12 protein-coding genes are annotated in these 17,548 nt (G+C 64.4%); 7 read left to right on the top strand and 5 right to left on the bottom strand.

Annotated elements, in window-relative coordinates:
• Positions 1-94: 94 nt before the first annotated feature.
• The gene (locus AACZ65_RS10350) at positions 95-2,371 is read right to left on the bottom strand and encodes an adenosylcobalamin-dependent ribonucleoside-diphosphate reductase (protein ID WP_339670547.1); all 2,277 of its coding nucleotides are present in this window, start codon (positions 2,369-2,371) and stop codon (positions 95-97) included.
• 91 nt (positions 2,372-2,462) lie between these two features.
• Between AACZ65_RS10350 and AACZ65_RS10345 the strand changes: the two genes are divergently transcribed.
• Together AACZ65_RS10345 and AACZ65_RS10340 are read left to right on the top strand one after the other, a co-directional pair.
• Positions 2,463-2,888, top strand: coding sequence for a DUF1489 domain-containing protein (locus AACZ65_RS10345; RefSeq protein WP_339670545.1), 426 nt, complete (start codon positions 2,463-2,465; stop codon positions 2,886-2,888).
• A gap of 573 nt (positions 2,889-3,461) precedes the next feature.
• Positions 3,462-4,031 carry an outer membrane beta-barrel protein gene (locus AACZ65_RS10340; protein WP_339670543.1) on the top strand — a complete coding sequence of 190 codons (570 nt, stop codon included), beginning with the start codon at positions 3,462-3,464 and terminating at the stop codon, positions 4,029-4,031.
• A 43-nt stretch (positions 4,032-4,074) separates the two neighbouring features.
• Here AACZ65_RS10340 and hisG read toward each other — a convergent pair whose 3' ends face one another.
• Genes hisG through hisS form a run of 3 tightly spaced genes read right to left on the bottom strand, consistent with a single transcriptional unit; the run spans position 4,075 to position 7,324 of the window.
• Positions 4,075-4,770 carry an ATP phosphoribosyltransferase gene (gene hisG / locus AACZ65_RS10335; RefSeq protein ID WP_339670541.1) on the bottom strand — a complete coding sequence of 232 codons (696 nt, stop codon included), beginning with the start codon at positions 4,768-4,770 and terminating at the stop codon, positions 4,075-4,077.
• Complete coding sequence (locus AACZ65_RS10330) at positions 4,767-5,852, bottom strand: ATP phosphoribosyltransferase regulatory subunit (protein WP_339670539.1); 1,086 nt, start codon at positions 5,850-5,852, stop codon at positions 4,767-4,769. The genes hisG and AACZ65_RS10330 overlap by 4 nt, the downstream gene beginning before the upstream one ends.
• Positions 5,852-7,324: a histidine--tRNA ligase gene (gene hisS, locus AACZ65_RS10325; RefSeq protein WP_339670537.1), complete on the bottom strand. Its 1,473-nt coding sequence runs from the start codon at positions 7,322-7,324 to the stop codon at positions 5,852-5,854. The genes AACZ65_RS10330 and hisS overlap by 1 nt, the downstream gene beginning before the upstream one ends.
• A gap of 109 nt (positions 7,325-7,433) precedes the next feature.
• On the opposite strand from hisS, the gene AACZ65_RS10320 reads away from it, so the two are divergent.
• A complete protein-coding gene (locus AACZ65_RS10320) occupies positions 7,434-7,628 on the top strand; it encodes a SlyX family protein (protein WP_037270019.1) in 195 nt (64 codons plus the stop codon).
• A gap of 61 nt (positions 7,629-7,689) precedes the next feature.
• On the opposite strand, the gene dnaE is transcribed toward AACZ65_RS10320, so the two are convergent.
• Positions 7,690-11,190 carry a DNA polymerase III subunit alpha gene (gene dnaE, locus AACZ65_RS10315; protein WP_339670533.1) on the bottom strand — a complete coding sequence of 1,167 codons (3,501 nt, stop codon included), beginning with the start codon at positions 11,188-11,190 and terminating at the stop codon, positions 7,690-7,692.
• A gap of 161 nt (positions 11,191-11,351) precedes the next feature.
• Between dnaE and xdhA the strand changes: the two genes are divergently transcribed.
• Genes xdhA through AACZ65_RS10295 form a run of 4 tightly spaced genes read left to right on the top strand, consistent with a single transcriptional unit; the run spans position 11,352 to position 17,539 of the window.
• Positions 11,352-12,758, top strand: a complete 1,407-nt coding sequence (gene xdhA / locus AACZ65_RS10310; protein ID WP_339670531.1) for a xanthine dehydrogenase small subunit — start codon at positions 11,352-11,354, stop codon at positions 12,756-12,758.
• Positions 12,755-15,106, top strand: coding sequence for a xanthine dehydrogenase molybdopterin binding subunit (gene xdhB, locus AACZ65_RS10305; RefSeq protein ID WP_339670529.1), 2,352 nt, complete (start codon positions 12,755-12,757; stop codon positions 15,104-15,106). The genes xdhA and xdhB overlap by 4 nt, the downstream gene beginning before the upstream one ends.
• Positions 15,099-16,025, top strand: a complete 927-nt coding sequence (gene xdhC / locus AACZ65_RS10300) for a xanthine dehydrogenase accessory protein XdhC (protein ID WP_339670527.1) — start codon at positions 15,099-15,101, stop codon at positions 16,023-16,025. Before xdhB ends, xdhC begins: the two co-directional genes overlap by 8 nt.
• The gene (locus tag AACZ65_RS10295; protein WP_339670525.1) at positions 16,022-17,539 is read left to right on the top strand and encodes an ABC transporter ATP-binding protein; all 1,518 of its coding nucleotides are present in this window, start codon (positions 16,022-16,024) and stop codon (positions 17,537-17,539) included. Before xdhC ends, AACZ65_RS10295 begins: the two co-directional genes overlap by 4 nt.
• Positions 17,540-17,548 lie beyond the last annotated feature (9 nt).

The raw sequence follows: 17,548 nt of genomic DNA, 5'->3' as shown, positions 1-17,548 counted from the left end.
TTGAGGCGGCGCTCTCTTGTTGCGCGTTTTTCGCGGCTCAGCCGCCAGTGGAGGACAGTTTCACCAAAATGCCTCTACTATACCTGTCATATCATCAGGCGCATTTGCTGTGACCGCAGCTTGCACAGGTCATGCAGCCCTCGATCATGCGCATGCCGTATTGGCCGCAGGCGGGACAGGCGGGGCTTTTGCGGGGGCTGTCCAGACCCGCGACCTGTGTCTGCGGGTCCTCCTTGAGGCCCATGCCCTCTCCTTCAAGAAAACCGATCTGCACCATATGCTGTTCCAGCACGCCGCCAATGGCCGCCAGAATGCTGGGCACATATTTGCCCTGCATCCACGCCCCGCCGCGCGGGTCGAACACCGCTTTCAGCTCTTCCACCACAAAGGATACATCCCCACCGCGCCGGAACACGGCCGAGATCATCCGGGTCAGCGCCACGGTCCAGGCATAATGCTCCATGTTCTTGGAGTTGATGAACACCTCGAAGGGCCGCCGATGGCCACCCAGCACGATATCATTGACGGTAACGTAGATCGCATGGTTGCTGTCGGGCCATTTCAGCTTGTAGGTGGCCCCCTCCAGTTCCTTGGGCCGGTCGAGCGGCTCGGACATATAGACCACCTCGCCGCCCGTGGCGGGCATATCGCCGCGCGTCTCGCCGGGGGCCTTGTCCGTGGTCTCGGAGACGCTGAGAACCGATCCCGTCACCTCGTTTGGCCGGTAGGTGGTGCACCCCTTGCAGCCCAGATCCCACGCTTGCAGATACACATCCTTGAACGCCTCAAAAGAAATATCCTCGGGGCAGTTGATGGTTTTCGAAATGCTGCTGTCCACCCATTTCTGGGCCGCGGCCTGCATCTTGACGTGATCCTCGGGCGGCAGGGTCTGGGCGTTGACGAAATGCGCGGGCAAAGGCGCATCGCCCATCGTGTCGCGCCACATCTGCACGGCGTAATCGACCACCTCTTCCTCGGTGCGGCTGCCGTCTTTTTGCAGCACCTTGCGGGTGTAGCTATAGGCAAAGACGGGCTCGATCCCGGAACTGACATTGCCGGCATAGAGGCTGATCGTGCCGGTGGGCGCGATGCTGGTCAGGAGTGCGTTGCGAATACCATGTTCGGCCACAGCGGCGCGCACATCCTCGTCCATCGCCTGCATCGTGCCAGAGGCGAGATAGGCATCACGGTCAAAAAGCGGAAAGGCACCCTTTTCCCGCGCCAGATCGACCGAGGCCAGATAGGCCGCCCGCGCAATGGCATGCAACCACGCCTCGGTCTGTTGCACCGCCTCGTCCGAACCATAGCGCAGCCCGACCATCAGAAGCGCATCGGCAAGGCCCGTCACCCCCAACCCGATCCGCCGCTTGGCCTGCGCCTCAGCGGCCTGGGCGGGCAAGGGAAAGCCGCTGACATCGACGACATTGTCCATCATCCGCACGGCCACGCGCACCAGATCGCTCAGCGCCGCCTCATCCACACGCGCATCCATGGCAAAGGGCTCTGCCACCAGCCGCGCAAGGTTGATCGACCCCAAGAGGCACGCACCATAGGGCGGCAAGGGCTGTTCGCCGCAAGGGTTGGTCGCCGCGATCGTTTCGCAATAGTTCAGGTTGTTGGCGGCGTTGATGCGGTCGATAAAGATCACGCCCGGCTCGGCGTAATCATAGGTGGCCTGCATGATCCGGTTCCACAGATCGCGCGCCTGCACGGTATGATAGACCTTGCCACCAAACTGAAGCTCCCACGGGCCATCGGCCTTGACCGCCTCCATGAAGGCATCGGTGATCAGTACCGACAGGTTGAACATGCGCAGCCGTGCCGGATCGGATTTCGCGGCGATGAACGCCTCGATGTCGGGGTGGTCACAGCGCATGGTCGCCATCATCGCGCCGCGCCTGCTGCCCGCCGACATGATGGTGCGGCACATCGCATCCCACACATCCATGAAGCTGAGCGGCCCGCTTGCATCCGCAGACACGCCCTTGACCTCGGCCCCCTTGGGCCGGATCGTGCTGAAATCATAGCCGATGCCGCCGCCCTGCTGCATGGTCAGCGCCGCCTCGCGCAGATTGTCGAATATGCCGCCCATATCGTCGGGGACCGTGCCCATCACGAAACAGTTGAACAGCGTCACCTTGCGCGCCGTGCCGGCACCCGCAGTAATGCGGCCAGCGGGCAGAAATTTGAAATCCTCAAGGGCCTGATAGAACCGCTCTTCCCAGACCTGCGGTTCATTTTCGACCACAGCCAAAGCACGGGCGATGCGCCGCCAGGTGTCTTCGACACTGGCGTCACCGCCATCGCCGTTTTTGAACCGGTATTTCATGTTCCAGATCTGTTCGGAAATAGGGGCGGCAAATCGGGTCACGGCGGTCTCCATTGGCGGGCAGAGAACCACAATAGCTTGAAGCTGCCAGTATTTCCACTACCCTATCTGCCCATACTGGAGATTCTTTGACGTGACCCTGCACCTGATCAAACTGAGCGTCGGCACCACCTCGGTCGAGGACCTGGAGGACTGGCACAAAGACCCCCGCGCCCAAGGGCCGGACGGGCTGCCGCGCCATGTCACCCGCATGTGGCCCAAGCGCGAAGCGGAATTGCTGGATGGCGGCTCGATCTACTGGGTGATCCAAGGGGTTGTGCAATGCCGTCAGCGCATCTTGCGACTGGACGAGGTGACGGGCAGCGACGGTATCCGCCGCTGCGCGATCGTGCTGGAGCCCGGGCTGGTCCGCACGACCACAGCCCAAAAGCGCCCCTTTCAGGGCTGGCGCTATCTGCCCGGAACGGATGCACCGCCAGACCTTGGCGCGGCGCGCGCCAAGGATGACACGCTGCCCCCCGCGCTTTCGGCGGCATTGGCAGACATCGGCGTCTTGTAACCGCACGCCTTTGACGCTCTTTCTCGGGCAATCTGCATGTAAGCCCCACCCTCTGAACATGCCGGTGTCACCCGCTCTTGTACCGGCGGGCTGACCCCAAGATCGGCGCTCGCTAAGGTTACCTGATTTTCAGTCCATTTTCCGTGGGCGCAGAGATGCTCTATCACGAAATCGACACCTTCAACGCGACCGCCACAGGCATCGGAGCCACCACCACTCAGGCCCGCGCCACGTTACGATCTACAAGGCGGAGTGCGACAAATAGGGCGGGTGCGTCCTTCAGTGTGCCCGCCCGCTTGGGAACAAGGGATGCGCCGAACTTTTCCCCAATGGGTTGCGCAAGACCCACATATTTTTGCAGAAATCCGCCGAATGGCTCTTTTATTCAGCATATCCTTGCCACTCAAGCGAGTGTGATGCCCCCGCGCGTGACGCGCCCTTGTAGCCATAGGAGTGTGACCCGATATGAGTTGGGACGGAACCAACCGTGTGCCTTCGGAGTTCTCCTCCCTGACCCGAGTGGCAAGACCAGAGTGAAAGGAAAACACGATGTTGAAAACAACCACAGCGCTGATGACCGCAACTGCCCTGATGACCGCCCCGGCCTTTGCTGGCAACGTGCAAGAGCCGACGCCTGAGCCTGTAATCGCAGCCCCGGCCGCGCCCCCAGCCCCGGTTGGCCCGACCTGGACCGGCTTTTACGCGGGTGGCCAGCTTGGGTATGGCGATGTCGACACGCAGGCCGCAGGGGTTGACGGGGATGGCCTGATCGGTGGTCTGATCGCCGGGTACGATTATGACTACGGCAACAACTGGGTCGTTGGCGTGGGCCTCGATTACGATCTCGCAGACATCGACCTAGGCGCGGCCGCGTCGCTGGAAGACGTGTTCCGGATCAAATCGCGCCTCGGCTACAAGATCGGCAATGGCCTGCTCTACGGCACCGGCGGCTATGCCTGGGCCGACACCGACAACCTTGGCGATGACAACGGCTATTTCGTTGGCGCGGGCTATGAACACATGATCACCCAGAACGTGTCTCTGGGCGGTGAGGTGCTCTATCACAAGTTCGACAATTTCGGCACGGCCGGGGTTGATGTGGATGCCACCACGGTTCAGGCGCGGGCGGCGTTCCGCTTCTGATCCTCAGAACAAAACGGGGCGGTCGTGATGGACCGCCCCGTTTTCATTCCAGATCCAGCCTTTGCTTGAGCACGCGCAGCGTGTCCCGATCCTCAGGCTCCATCGGGGCCACCCGCGACTTGAAGAGCGTCGCCTGTGACTTGAGGATCAGCCCATCATCCAGAACCTTGAGGTGATTGGCCCGCAGCGTATCGCCGGTCGAGGTGATGTCGGCAATGGCCTCGGCGGTCTCGTTCTTGACGGTGCCTTCGGTCGCGCCCTGACTATCCACCAGTTGATAATCCGCCACGCCATTCTCGCGCAGGAAATCCCGCACCAGACGGTGATATTTCGTGGCGATGCGCAAGCGGAACCCATGCTTGAGCCGAAACGCGGCGGCGGCGGCGTCAAGATCGTCAAGATGGCTCACATCCACCCAACAGCGCGGCACCGCCAGCACCAGATCGGCCTGACCAAAGCCCAGCTCCGCCAGCTCCGCCACCTGATTTTGCCACTGCCCCAGCTTTTCGCGGATCAGGTCGGTGCCCGTCACACCCAGATGGATGCGCCCGGCGGCCAGTTCGCGCGGGATTTCCCCGGCAGAGAGCAGGACCAGTTCGACATTCTCAATGCCCTGCACAAACCCCGCATACTCGCGCTCTGACCCCGAGCGCCCCAGCGTGATGCCGTGCCTGGCGAACCAGTCAAAGGTTTTCTCCATCAGCCGCCCCTTGGACGGCACCCCAAGTTTCAGGGTCATGTCGCACCCCCAAGGCCCAGCACCAGACCGGGCCGGATCACGCCCCCAACCGCCGGGATTTCGCGCCCGCGCCCCAACTGTCGGGTGAGCGCATCATAGCGGCCGCCCGTGGCAATGGGCGGCAGGTCCGGGCGGCTCTCGGCATAAAAGCCAAAGACAAAGCCATCGTAATATTCCATCTGCGTGCGCCCATAGCTCGCCTCGAAATCCAGCTTGGTGATGTCCAGTCCGCGCTCTGACATCGCCGTCAACCGCCGCGCCAGACGGTCCACCGCGCCATGAATGGCGGGCATGTCCACCGCAATATCGCGCAGCCGTTCCAGCGCGTTGTCGCTGGTTTCGCGCACCGCGAGGATGGCATCCAGCAACTGCACCTCAGAGGCGGAAATCGGCCCGGCCGCCGCATCCTCGCGCAGCGCCGTGATGCGGCCTGCAATCTCGTCCGGGCCGCGCAACCCGATCATCGGATCGACCCCCGCCATCGGGTCCGTCGCCGCCAGAAGGGTCGCCCGCGCCTCGGGCACCACCGCCCGCCCCGAATAGCGCTCCATCAGCGCCCGGAACCGCCGGGGCCGCCAGATATGCCGCCGGAGTGCCGCCTTGCGCCGCTCGGTCGTGCGCAGCCCCTCGACCGCCGCCATCAGGATGCCGATGTCGCCCGTCGCCGCGCGCAGACCAAGCGGTCGCAGGATATCGAAAAACATCGAGAACACCTCGGCGTCCGCTGCCTCGGGCGCGGCACGCTCGAAGATCTCGAACCCTACCTGCGTGTATTCATTGGCGCGGGCCGCATCCTCTTCCTGACGGCGAAACACCTCGCCGGAATAGGTATAGCGCGCGGGTTCCGCGCCATGCTCCATATGCATCTGCACCACCGGCACGGTGAAATCGGGGCGCAGCATCTGCTCGCCGCGCAGCGCGTCCGAGGTCACATAGGCCCGCGCGCGAATATCCTCGCCGTAAAGGTCCAAGAGCACCTCGGCGGGTTGCAAGACAGAGGTTTCCACCGGCAGCGCGCCCGCCCCCTCGAAGAGCGCGCGCAGGCGTGCGGCCTCGGCGCGGATCGCAGCACGTTCCGGCATCAGCTTTGCTCCGAGAGAATTTCGCGGACCTTTTCCACCAACCCGGCGCGCGGCACCTCATATTGGCTGGGGCGTTCCTTCCATTCCTCCACGGTCGCATTCTCGGCAATCTGCGCCCCAAGGATCAGGTCCTTGATCTGCACCACGCCTTTGGCGAATTCGTCACCGCCGGCGATGATCGCCACCGGAGAGCCGCGCCGGTCGGCATATTTCATCTGGTTGCCGAAATTCTTGGGGTTGCCGAGGTAGACCTCGGCGCGAATACCCGCTTGGCGCAACTCGCCAACCATCGCCTGATAATCCGCCATCCGCTCGCGATCCATCACGGTCACAACCACCGGGCCACGCTCTGCTCTGCTGATCTTGCCCTTGGCATGGAGCGCGGCAAGCAGGCGATCCACGCCGATGCTGACCCCCACCGCCGGCACCTGCTGCCCGGTGAAGCGCGCGACAAGGTCGTCGTAACGCCCCCCGCCCGCCACGCTGCCAAATTGGCGCGGGCAGCCTTTCTCGTCGAGAATTTCAAACGTCAGTTCCGCCTCGAAGACGGGGCCCGTGTAGTAGCCAAGGCCACGGACGACGGAAGGGTCGATGACGATGCGGTCGGGACCGTAACCTTGCGCGGCGAGGAGGCTGGCGATTTCCTCGAGTTCGTCGACGCCTTGCAAGCCCATCTCAGAGGCTCCAACCGCGACGCGCAGGTTGGCAAGAGTTTCAGCAGTATTGCCACCCTTTGAAGTTAGAAACGCCAACACGGGAGCCGCCTGATCTTCGTTCAGCCCTACGCCGTCGATATACGCCCCCGACACATCGAGCCGCCCCTTGCCCAGCAACTCACGCACGCCGCTCTCGCCCACCTTGTCGAATTTGTCGATGGTGCGCAGCACGGCGGCCTGTTGGTCTGGCTCAGTGACGCCCGTCGCCTCCAACACCCCATTCAGCACCTTCCGGTTATTCACCCGCACCACATAGTCGCCGCGTTCGATCCCGACCTCTTCCAGCGCATCGGCCAGCATCGCGCAAATCTCGGCATCCGCCGCCATGCTCGCCGTGCCCACCGTATCCGCATCGCATTGATAGAATTGGCGAAACCGCCCCGGTCCCGGCTTTTCATTGCGCCAGACCGGTCCCATCGCATAGCGGCGGTACGGCGTCGGTAAATCGTTGCGGTGCTGCGCATAGACGCGGGCCAGGGGCGCCGTCAGATCATAGCGCAGCGCCAGCCATTTCTCGTCCTCGTCCTGCCAGGCAAAGACCCCCTCGTTAGGCCGGTCGACATCGGGCAGGAACTTGCCCAAGGCCTCGACCGTCTCGACCGCGCTCGATTCCAGCGCGTCAAAGCCATAGCGATGATAGACCCCGGCAATCGCGTTCAGCATCACGGCGCGCGTCGTCACCTCTGCGCCGAAATAATCGCGGAACCCTTTGGGCGTTTCGGCCTTGGGGCGGGGCTCTTTCTTGGGCTTGGCCATGGAATGCGTCCTTGCGGCATCTGTCGTGGCGCGGTCTAGCCCAAGGGCCGCGTCGGGGCAAGGCGGCTGCGCGATTGACCAAAGGCGCTGTCGCGCGTAATCCGATACCATGACCGAAATAGAAGAAAAACTGGCCCACCTGATCCGCACGGTTGATGACCTGTCGGATGTGATCGCGCGCCAAGACCGCGAGCTTGACCGCCTGCGCGTCCGGGTCGAGATGCTGCTCGCGCGCGAAGCTGCCCGGCAGGGCGAGAGCGATGGCGGCGTGATCCTTGGCGACGAGCGCCCACCGCATTACTGACACGGGGTTACCTTACAACCAGAGGTCCCGGGTCAGGCCCGGGACAACTACGCAGAAGTCGTCAGATTTCTTCGACCATCACCACGCCGGTCAGGCTCTTGATCGCGCCCTTGATCTGCGGCGTCACGGGATATTCCGCGCCGCTGTCAATCTCGACCTCGCCGGGCAGGTCTGCGCCCATCAGGCAGAAATGGATCGGGCCGGGGCGCGCACCGCGCGCGGCTTGGCTGGCGCTTTGCAAGACCGCGGCGACCGATCCAATCGCCCCCGGCTGATCCACGAAAATCCGCAAGCCGACTGCACCCGCCCCGGCCACCATCCCGTCAATCGGCTGCACCGCGCGGCAGAGCAATTTCAACTGATCCGCCTCCAGCGTGGCCTCGGCGGTGATCACCACCTGCGCGCCGGTTTCCAGAAACTCGCGGCATTTCTCGAGCGTGTCCGAGAATATTGTCACCTCATAACCGCCGGTCGTATCGCTGAGCTGCGCAAAGGCAAAGCGGTTGCCGCGCGCCGATTTCCGCTCTTGCCGCCCGGCCACGACCCCGGCCATCTTGACCAGCGCCGGGCCGCGTTCGGCCTGCGCCGTCACCTCGTCCAGCGTTTTCACGTCCTGCCGCCGCAATACGGTCATGTAATCGTCAAGCGGATGACCCGAGAGATAGAACCCCACGGCCTTGAACTCTTCGGTCAACCGCTCGGCGGGCAGCCAATCGTTCACGGGCGCCAGGCGCGGTTCAGGCAGGTCATCGCCCGCCTCGCCAAAGAGCGAGACCTGGCTCGAATTCTTCTGCTCATGGATCGCCGCCGAATAGCTCATCAGCGCCTCGATGCTCTCGAACACGCGGCGGCGGTTGCGGTCGAGCGCATCAAACGCCCCGGCACGGGCCAGCATTTCAAGCGGGCGCTTACCCACCCGTTTCAGATCGACCCGCTGCGCCACATCGTAGAGCGTGGCAAAGGGCCGCTCGCCCCGCCCCGCCGTGATCAGCTTCATCGCCTCGACACCCACGTTCTTGAGCGCGCCCAGCGCGTAGTGCAGCACGCCATCCCGCACGTCGAACGTGGCCTCGGAGCGGTTGACGCAGGGCGCGGCCCAAGGCAAGCCCAGCCCCTTTTTCACCTCTTGGAAATAAACCGCCAGTTTGTCGGTCAGGTGAATATCGCAGTTCATCACCCCGGCCATAAACTCGACCGGGTGATTGGCCTTGAGCCAGGCGGTCTGATAGCTGACCACCGCATAGGCCGCCGCGTGGGATTTGTTGAAGCCGTAATTGGCGAATTTCTCGAGCAGGTCAAAGACCTCGCTGGCCTTTTTCTTGTCGACGCCATTCTCCATCGCGCCCTTTTCGAACTTGGGGCGTTCCTTGGCCATCTCTTCGGCGATCTTCTTGCCCATGGCGCGGCGCAAGAGGTCGGCACCGCCAAGGCTATAGCCCGCCATGACCTGCGCGATCTGCATCACCTGTTCCTGATAGACGATGATGCCTTGGGTCTCCTCGAGGATATGGTCAATCGAGGGATGGATGGACTCGAGCTCACGCAGACCGTTCTTTACCTCGCAATAGGTCGGGATATTCTCCATCGGACCGGGACGGTAGAGCGCCACAAGCGCCACGATGTCCTCGATGCAGGTCGGCTTCATCCGCTTGAGCGCATCCATCATGCCGCTGGATTCCACTTGGAACACGGCGACCGTCTTGGCACTGGCATAGAGCCGATAGGATTTCTCGTCATCGAGCGGGATTGCCCCGATGTCATATTCGAACCCCGCAGGGGGATCATAGAGCGCGGTGCCATCCGCCGCCACATTCAGCGGACGGCCCGTCTTGCGGATCATGTCCACCGCGTTCTGGATCACGGTCAGGGTCTTGAGGCCGAGAAAGTCGAACTTGACCAGCCCCGCCTGTTCCACCCATTTCATGTTGAACTGCGTGGCCGGCATATCCGAACGCGGGTCCTGATAGACCGGCACCAGCTCATCCAGAGGCCGGTCGCCAATCACCACACCGGCGGCATGGGTCGAGGCATTGCGCAACAGCCCCTCGACCTGCTGCGCATAGGTCAAGAGCCGGTCCACGACCTCTTCATTCTTGGCCTCTTCGCGCAGACGCGGCTCGTCGGCCAGCGCCTTTTCGATGCTCACCGGCTTGACGCCCTCGACCGGGATCATCTTGGACAGCCGGTCCACCTGCCCATAGGGCATTTGCAGCACGCGCCCGATGTCGCGCACGGCGGCCTTGGACAAGAGCGCGCCAAAGGTGATGATCTGCCCTACCCGGTCACGGCCATATTTCTCTTGCACATACTGGATCACCTCCTCGCGGCGATCCATGCAGAAGTCGATGTCAAAGTCGGGCATGCTGACCCGCTCCGGGTTCAGGAACCGCTCGAAAAGCAGGCTATACCGCAGCGGATCAAGATCGGTGATGGTCAGCGCATAGGCCACCAGGCTGCCTGCGCCAGACCCCCGTCCCGGCCCCACCGGGATCGCGTGATCCTTGGCCCATTTGATGAAATCGGCCACAATCAGGAAGTAACCTGGAAATCCCATGCCCTCGATTATGCCCAACTCGAATTCGAGCCGCTTTTCATAGTCTTCGACCGGGGCGGCATGGGGGATGACGGCCAAACGGGACTTGAGCCCCTCCCGCGCCTGACGGCGCAATTCCTCGACCTCGTCATCGGCGAATTTCGGCAGGATCGGATTGCGCTTGTAGGCCCCAAAGGCGCAGCGCCGCGCAATCTCGACCGTGTTTTCAAGCGCCTCCGGAAGATCGGCAAAGAGCGCTGCCATCTCGTCCTGGCTTTTGAAATAATGCTGCGGGGTCAGGCGGCGACGCGGCGCGCTCTGATCGACATAGGCGCCCTCGGCCACGCAGAGCATGGCATCATGCGCCTCATACATGTCCGACTTGGGGAAATAGACATCGTTGGTCGCCACCAAGGGCAGATCCATGGCATAGGCCATCTCGATCAGCCCACGCTCGGTCAGCCGTTCGACCTCGGGCGCGCCGCCCTCGCCGGGATGACGCTGCAACTCGACATAGAGCCGGCCGCCAAACGCCCCCGCGAGGCGCTGCATCAGCGCCTCTGCCGCCGGGCGCTGCCCGGCTTGCAAGAGGCGCCCGACCGGTCCATCAGGCCCCCCTGTCAGGCAGATCACCTCCTCGGCATGCTGCTCCAATTCGCTCAGCGTCACATGCGGCAGGCTGCCGTCGCCCCGCAAGTAGAGGCACGAGTTGAGCTTCATAAGGTTCTCATACCCCCGCTCGCTCTGCGCCAGAAGGACTATGGGCGCAGGCGGTTTAGCGCGTTCGCCGGGGGCGAGGCTGAGATAGGCCAGATCGACCTGACAGCCCATGATGGGCTGCACGCCAGCCCCCTGTGCGCTTACGGAAAATTCGAGGGCGGAGAACATGTTGTTGGTATCGGTCACGGCCACGGCGGGCATGTCGGCGGCCACGCAGAGACCCGGCAGCTTCTTGAGCCGCATCGCCCCTTCCAGCAGGGAATATTCGGTATGCACCCGCAGGTGAATGAATCGGGGATCAGTGCTCATGCATGCCACCCTAGCCCCGGCTGCGGGGGAACAAAAGACTTGCCAAACCGCCCGCCCCCGGCTTTCATCATCTCATGACAGGCAAAGCCCGCCGCCTTCTACGCCGCATCGAAGGTCAGGCAATCCGGGGCAGACATAGGTAACGCGGCGGGCATCGGCTCATGACCCTCACGTTTCTTCTGAATGGAGAGAGCGTGGCGCTTCGGGATGTGACCCCGACGACAACCCTGCTCGACTGGCTGCGCGAGACGCGCGGTCTCACCGGCACCAAGGAAGGCTGCAATGAAGGCGATTGCGGCGCCTGCACGGTGATCGTCAGTGACGAGACCGGCGCACGCCCGCTCAACGCCTGCATCCTGCTCTTGCCGCAACTCGCCGGGCGCGCGGTGCGCACGGTCGAAGGGGTCAGCGGCCCCGAGGGCCAGTTGCACCCGGTTCAGGAGGCGATGATCGCGCATCACGGCTCGCAATGCGGCTTCTGCACACCGGGGTTCATCACCGCGATGGCCTGCGCGCATCTCAATGGAGAGCGGGATCACGACCGGGTTCTGGCGGGCAATCTCTGCCGCTGCACGGGCTACGCCCCGATCCTGCGCGCTGCCCGCGCCGCCGAAACCGCCCCCATTCCCGCATGGATGACCCAAGATCGCACCTTCATCTGGCCGGAAATACCTTCGGGGGGGCCCGCAGGGCGGGGGGCAGACAGCCCCCCTTCCTCGCTTCACCCCCGATGCGCCGATGAGGCTGCGCGCCTCTATGCCGCCCACCCCGAGGCCACGCTGATCGCGGGGGCGACCGACGTGGGCCTCTGGATCACCAAGCAATTGCGCGATCTCGACCTTCCGATCTTTCTGGGGAACTGCGCCGATCTGCGCAAGATCGACATCTCGGATACGGAGATCCGCCTTGGCGCCGGGGTTACCATCGCGGCGCTGATGCAGGCGATTGCCCCCTTTCACCCCTCCTATGCCGCGATGCTGCGGCGCTATGGTTCGGAACAGGTGCGCGCGGCGGCCACACTTGGAGGCAATATCGCCAATGGCTCGCCCATCGGCGACAACGCCCCCGCGCTCATCGCCCTTGGGGCCACCCTGCATCTGCGCCACGGCGACACCCGCCGCCAGATGCCGCTCGAGACGTTCTTTCTCGACTACGGCCAGCAGGACCGTGCGCCGGGCGAGATGGTCGAGGCCATCACCCTGCCCCGCCAACCCGATCGCCTGCGCTGCTACAAGATATCGAAACGCTTTGATCAGGATATCTCGGCCCTTCTGGGCTGCTTCAACATCACCGTGAACGAAGGTCGGATCACCGCCGCGCGGATCGCCTTTGGCGGTATGGCGGGCATCCCGAAACGCGCGCAGGCGGTCGAAGCGGCGCTGGTCGGCCAGCCTTGGTCCGAGGCCACGATTGCCGCCAGCCGCGCGGCTTGGGCGCAGGATTTCGCGCCGCTCTCGGATATGCGCGCCTCTGCCGACTATCGCCTCGACGTGGCCCGCAACCTCTTGATGCGCTACTTTCTCGAGGATCAGGGCGTCGCCACTTCGGTTCTCGAGGTGGCACCATGACCGTCGCCCGCCCTCTGCCCCATGATGCCGCGCGTCTGCATGTGACGGGGACAGCGCGTTATGTCGACGATATTCCCAGCCCGCGCGGCACGCTGCATCTGACCTTTGGCCTCAGCACCATCGCGGCGGGGCGCGTGACCGAAATGGATCTTGCGCCGGTACGCCAATGCACGGGGGTCGTCGCCGTTCTGACTGCCGCTGACTTGCCGCATGGGGCCGATTGCTCGCCCTCAGCCCATGACGAGCCGCTCTTGTGCACCGGCGAGGTGCACTACCATGGCCAGCCGCTCTTTCTGGTGATCGCCACCAGTCACCTTGCCGCGCGCCGCGCCGCACGCCGGGGACAGGTCCGTTACGAAGAAACGACCCCCCTCCTGAGCATCGACGCGGCCCTTGCCGCCAATAGCCGCTTCGAGGAGGGGCCGCGCATCTGGCAAAGGGGCGACGCCGCCCGCGCCATCACCGACGCGGCCCACAAGATTGACGGCGTGATCGAGATGGGTGGCCAAGAGCATTTCTATCTGGAAGGTCAGGCGGCCCTTGCCCTGCCGCAAGAGGGGGGCGACATGGTGATCCACGCCTCGACCCAGCATCCGAGCGAAGTCCAGCACAAGGTGGCCGAGGCGCTCGGTCGCCCCATGCATGCGGTGCGGGTGGAAACCCGGCGCATGGGCGGCGGCTTTGGCGGCAAGGAAAGTCAGGCCAACGCCCCCGCCATCGCCTGCGCCGTCGCGGCGCGGCACACGGGCCAACCCTGCAAGCTGCGCTATGACCGCGACGATGACATGGTGATCACCGGCAAGCGCCATGATTTCCGCATCACCTATCGGGCCGGGTTTGACGACACCGGTCGACTGACCGGGGCGGAGTTCGTGCATTACGCGCGCTGTGGCTGGTCGCAAGACCTGTCGCTGCCGGTGGCCGACCGCGCCATGCTGCATGCCGACAATGCCTATCACCTGCCCGCCGTGCGGATCGAGAGCCATCGGTTGCGCACCAACACCGCCTCTGCCACCGCGTTCCGCGGCTTTGGCGGGCCGCAGGGCATGCTGGGCATCGAGCGGGTGATGGATCACGTGGCGCATCATTTGGGCCTTGATCCGGTGGCGGTGCGGCAGCGCAATTACTATGCCGCAGCCGTTGGAGGGGGGCTGTCTGCCCCCCGCGCTGCGCGCCCCCCCGAAGGTATTTCGGGCCAGATGAAACCGCAGATCACGCCCTATGGGCAGAAGGTCGAGGATTTCATCCTGCACGAGATGACCGAGCGGCTGTTGGACACCTCGGACTATGCCGCGCGGCGGGCTGCGGTGGCGGCGTGGAACGCTCAAAACCCCGTGCTCAAGAAGGGGCTCGCGCTGACGCCGGTCAAGTTCGGCATCTCCTTCACGCTCAGCCACCTCAACCAGGCCGGAGCCTTGGTCCATGTCTATCAGGATGGCTCGGTGCATCTCAATCATGGCGGCACCGAGATGGGGCAAGGCCTGTTTCAAAAGGTGGCGCAGGTGGCCGCCGCGCGCTTTGGCCTGCCGCTGGAGGCGATCAAGATCACCGCGACCGATACCGCCAAGGTGCCCAACACCTCGGCCACGGCGGCAAGTTCCGGCAGCGATCTCAATGGCATGGCGGTCAAGGCGGCCTGCGATACGATCCGCGACCGGATGGCCGCCTGTCTGGCAGAGCGTTATGGCGGTGCGCCAGACGCGGTGCAGTTCAGCGCGGACCATGTGCAGATCGGCACTCGGCGCCTGAGTTTTGCCGCAGCCGCCAAACTCTGCTACGAGCAGCGCATCAGCCTGTCCGCGACCGGGTTCTACAAGACGCCCGATCTGGCATGGGATCGGATCAAGGGGCAGGGTCGCCCCTTTTACTATTTCGCCTATGGTGCCGCCGTGACCGAAGTGGTGGTGGACGGGCTGAGCGGCGAGTACCGCATCCTGCGCGCCGATATCCTGCATGATTGCGGTTCCTCTCTCAATCCCGCGCTCGACATCGGGCAGATCGAGGGCGGCTATGTGCAGGGGGCAGGCTGGCTCACGGTCGAGGAACTGGTCTGGGATGCCGCCGGACGGCTCCGCACCCACGCCCCCTCGACCTACAAGATCCCCGCCTGTTCGGACCGGCCCGCGGTGTTCAACGTGGCGCTGTGGGAGGGAGAGAACCCGCGCCCGACGATCTACCGCTCCAAGGCCGTGGGCGAGCCGCCCTTCATGCTGGGGATTTCGGCCCTGATGGCACTCAGCGATGCGGTGGCGGCGTTTGGTCCGGGCTATCCGTCGCTCGATGCCCCTGCGACGCCGGAACGCGTGCTGAGCGCCATCGCGCGCCAGAGGGCGCATGCCGATGCGTGATTTTGACGATCTGCGCAGAGCCGTCGCACGCGAGGACGCGATTGCGCGGGTTGTCATCGCCTCGACCCGAGGCTCTACCCCGCGCGCTGCCGGGGCCGCCATGCTGGTGTGGCCCGATGGGCAATCGGGCAGCATCGGCGGTGGGCGGCTGGAACATGCGGCAGCAGGGGCCGCGCGCGCGCTTTTGGCCGAAGGCGCGCACGCCCGCGTGCTGCGCCAGGCGCTCGGCCCTGCCCTTGGGCAATGCTGTGGCGGGGCGGTGGTGCTGGTGATCGAGCGGTTCGACGAGCACCGGGTAGAAGAGGCAGCAGAGGCGCTCAAACACTCGGGTGCCTGGGCGCGGCGGATCGAACCCGGCGCAGGCGACACGCCCCCCACGACGCGGCACGGCGCGGGTGCAGGCATCACATGGCTGGACGGCTGGCTGATCGAGCGGTTGCCGCCCCGGCATCCGGTGATGATCCATGGCGCGGGCCATGTGGGCCGCGCCTTGGCAGACATGCTCGCCCCCTTGCCCGATCTGGCGGTGACGCTGGCGGATTCACGACCAGAGATGTTGCGCAACCTGCACGCGAGCATCATACCCGCAGATGATCCGCTGCATGCCCTCGGGCACGCGCCGGATACCGCCACGCATATCATCGTGACCCACGACCATGCGCTCGATCTCGAGCTGTGCCACCGGCTCTTGCACCGGTCTTTTGCAGGCGCGGGATTGATCGGCTCTGCCACCAAATGGGCGCGGTTTCGGCAGCGATTGGCGGCTCTCGGGCATTCCGACGCGCAGATTTCACGCATTTCCTGCCCTATTGGCGATCCGAACCTGGGCAAACACCCGCAAGCCATTGCGCTTGGCGTGGCGGCTGCGCTACTGAAAGAACCGGGCATCAGGGCCGCAGACCGAAGGAGAACCGCGTGACAGGCGATTTGCTGACCGTCTCGGGTCTGACCAAGGCCTACCCCGGGGTTGTCGCCAATGACGCCGTGTCCTTTGCCATCCGCGAGGGCGAGGTGCATGCCCTTCTGGGCGAGAATGGCGCCGGGAAATCCACCCTCGTCAAGATGATCTATGGTCTGGTCAAGCCCGACAGCGGCACCATGACACTGCGCGGGACGCCCTATGCCCCACACGACCCCCATGCCGCGCGCCTGGCCGGGGTCGCGATGGTGTTTCAGCATTTCTCGCTCTTCGATGCGATGAGCGTGGCAGAAAACGTGGCCCTCGGGATGGAGAAACCGCCAGCGCTGCGCGATCTCGCGGCCCGCATTCGCGATGTCTCGGAGACCTATGGCCTGCCGCTTGACCCCGATCGCACGGTTGGCGACCTCTCGGCAGGCGAACGCCAGCGGGTCGAGATCATCCGCTGTCTCTTGCAGGAACCGCGCCTCTTGATCATGGACGAGCCGACATCGGTGCTCACGCCGCAAGAGGTGGAAATCCTGTTTCAGACCCTGCGCAAGCTGACCGGCGAAGGCGTGGCGATCCTCTACATCTCGCACAAGCTAGAGGAAATACGGGCGCTCTGCGATCATGCCACCATTTTGCGGCAGGGCCGCAACGTGGGCACCTGCACCCCCCGCGAGACCTCGGCCCGCGCGATGGCCGAATTGATGGTGGGCTCCAGCTTTGCCGCGCCGGAGCGGGCCCGGGGTGGCAAGGGAGAAGTGCTGCTGGAGGTGTCTGGCCTGTCGGTGGCGGCACAGGGACAGTTCGGCACCGCGCTGCACGCGATTTCCTTTGCCGTGCAGGCCGGAGAGGTACTGGGCATCGGCGGGGTGGCGGGAAACGGACAGGATGAACTTTTGGCCGTGCTCTCGGGGGAAATGCCGGTGGCGGCAGAGACCCTGCGCCTGAAGGGTGCGACCATCGGCCAGCACGGCCCCAGCCAGCGCCGCGCCATGGGTCTGCTCACCGCGCCCGAGGAACGGCTGGGACATGCCGCAGCCCCGGACATGAGCCTGACGGAAAATGCGATCCTGACCGGCGCGGCGCGGGAAAACCTGGTCAACCGCGGCTTTCTCAAATGGGACGCAGCCGAGGCCTTTGCCCGCCGGATCATCACCGGCTTTGACGTGCGCACACCGGGCCCCGGCACCGCCGCGCGGGCGCTCTCGGGCGGCAATTTGCAAAAGTTCGTCATTGGCCGCGAAGTCCTGCAACGACCCGAGGTTCTGGTGGTCAATCAGCCCACCTGGGGCGTCGATGCCGCCGCCGCCGCCGCGATCCGGCAAGCCTTGCTCGATCTCGCCGCTGGGGGCGCGGCAGTCATCTGCATCAGTCAGGATCTGGATGAGTTGATCGAGATTTCCGACCGCTTCGGTGCGCTCAGCGAGGGGCGGCTCTCGGAGATACGGCCCACCCAAGGCCTGAGCGTCGAAGAGATCGGTTTGATGATGGGCGGCGCACATGGCATGGAGGTGGCGCATGTCTGACCCGTTGTT

This window comes from uncultured Roseovarius sp. (assembly GCF_963972555.1).
GTDB lineage: Bacteria > Pseudomonadota > Alphaproteobacteria > Rhodobacterales > Rhodobacteraceae > Roseovarius > Roseovarius mucosus.
Note: the sequence above shows the minus strand (reverse complement) of the source record. Positions and strands in the feature narration are given on the sequence as shown.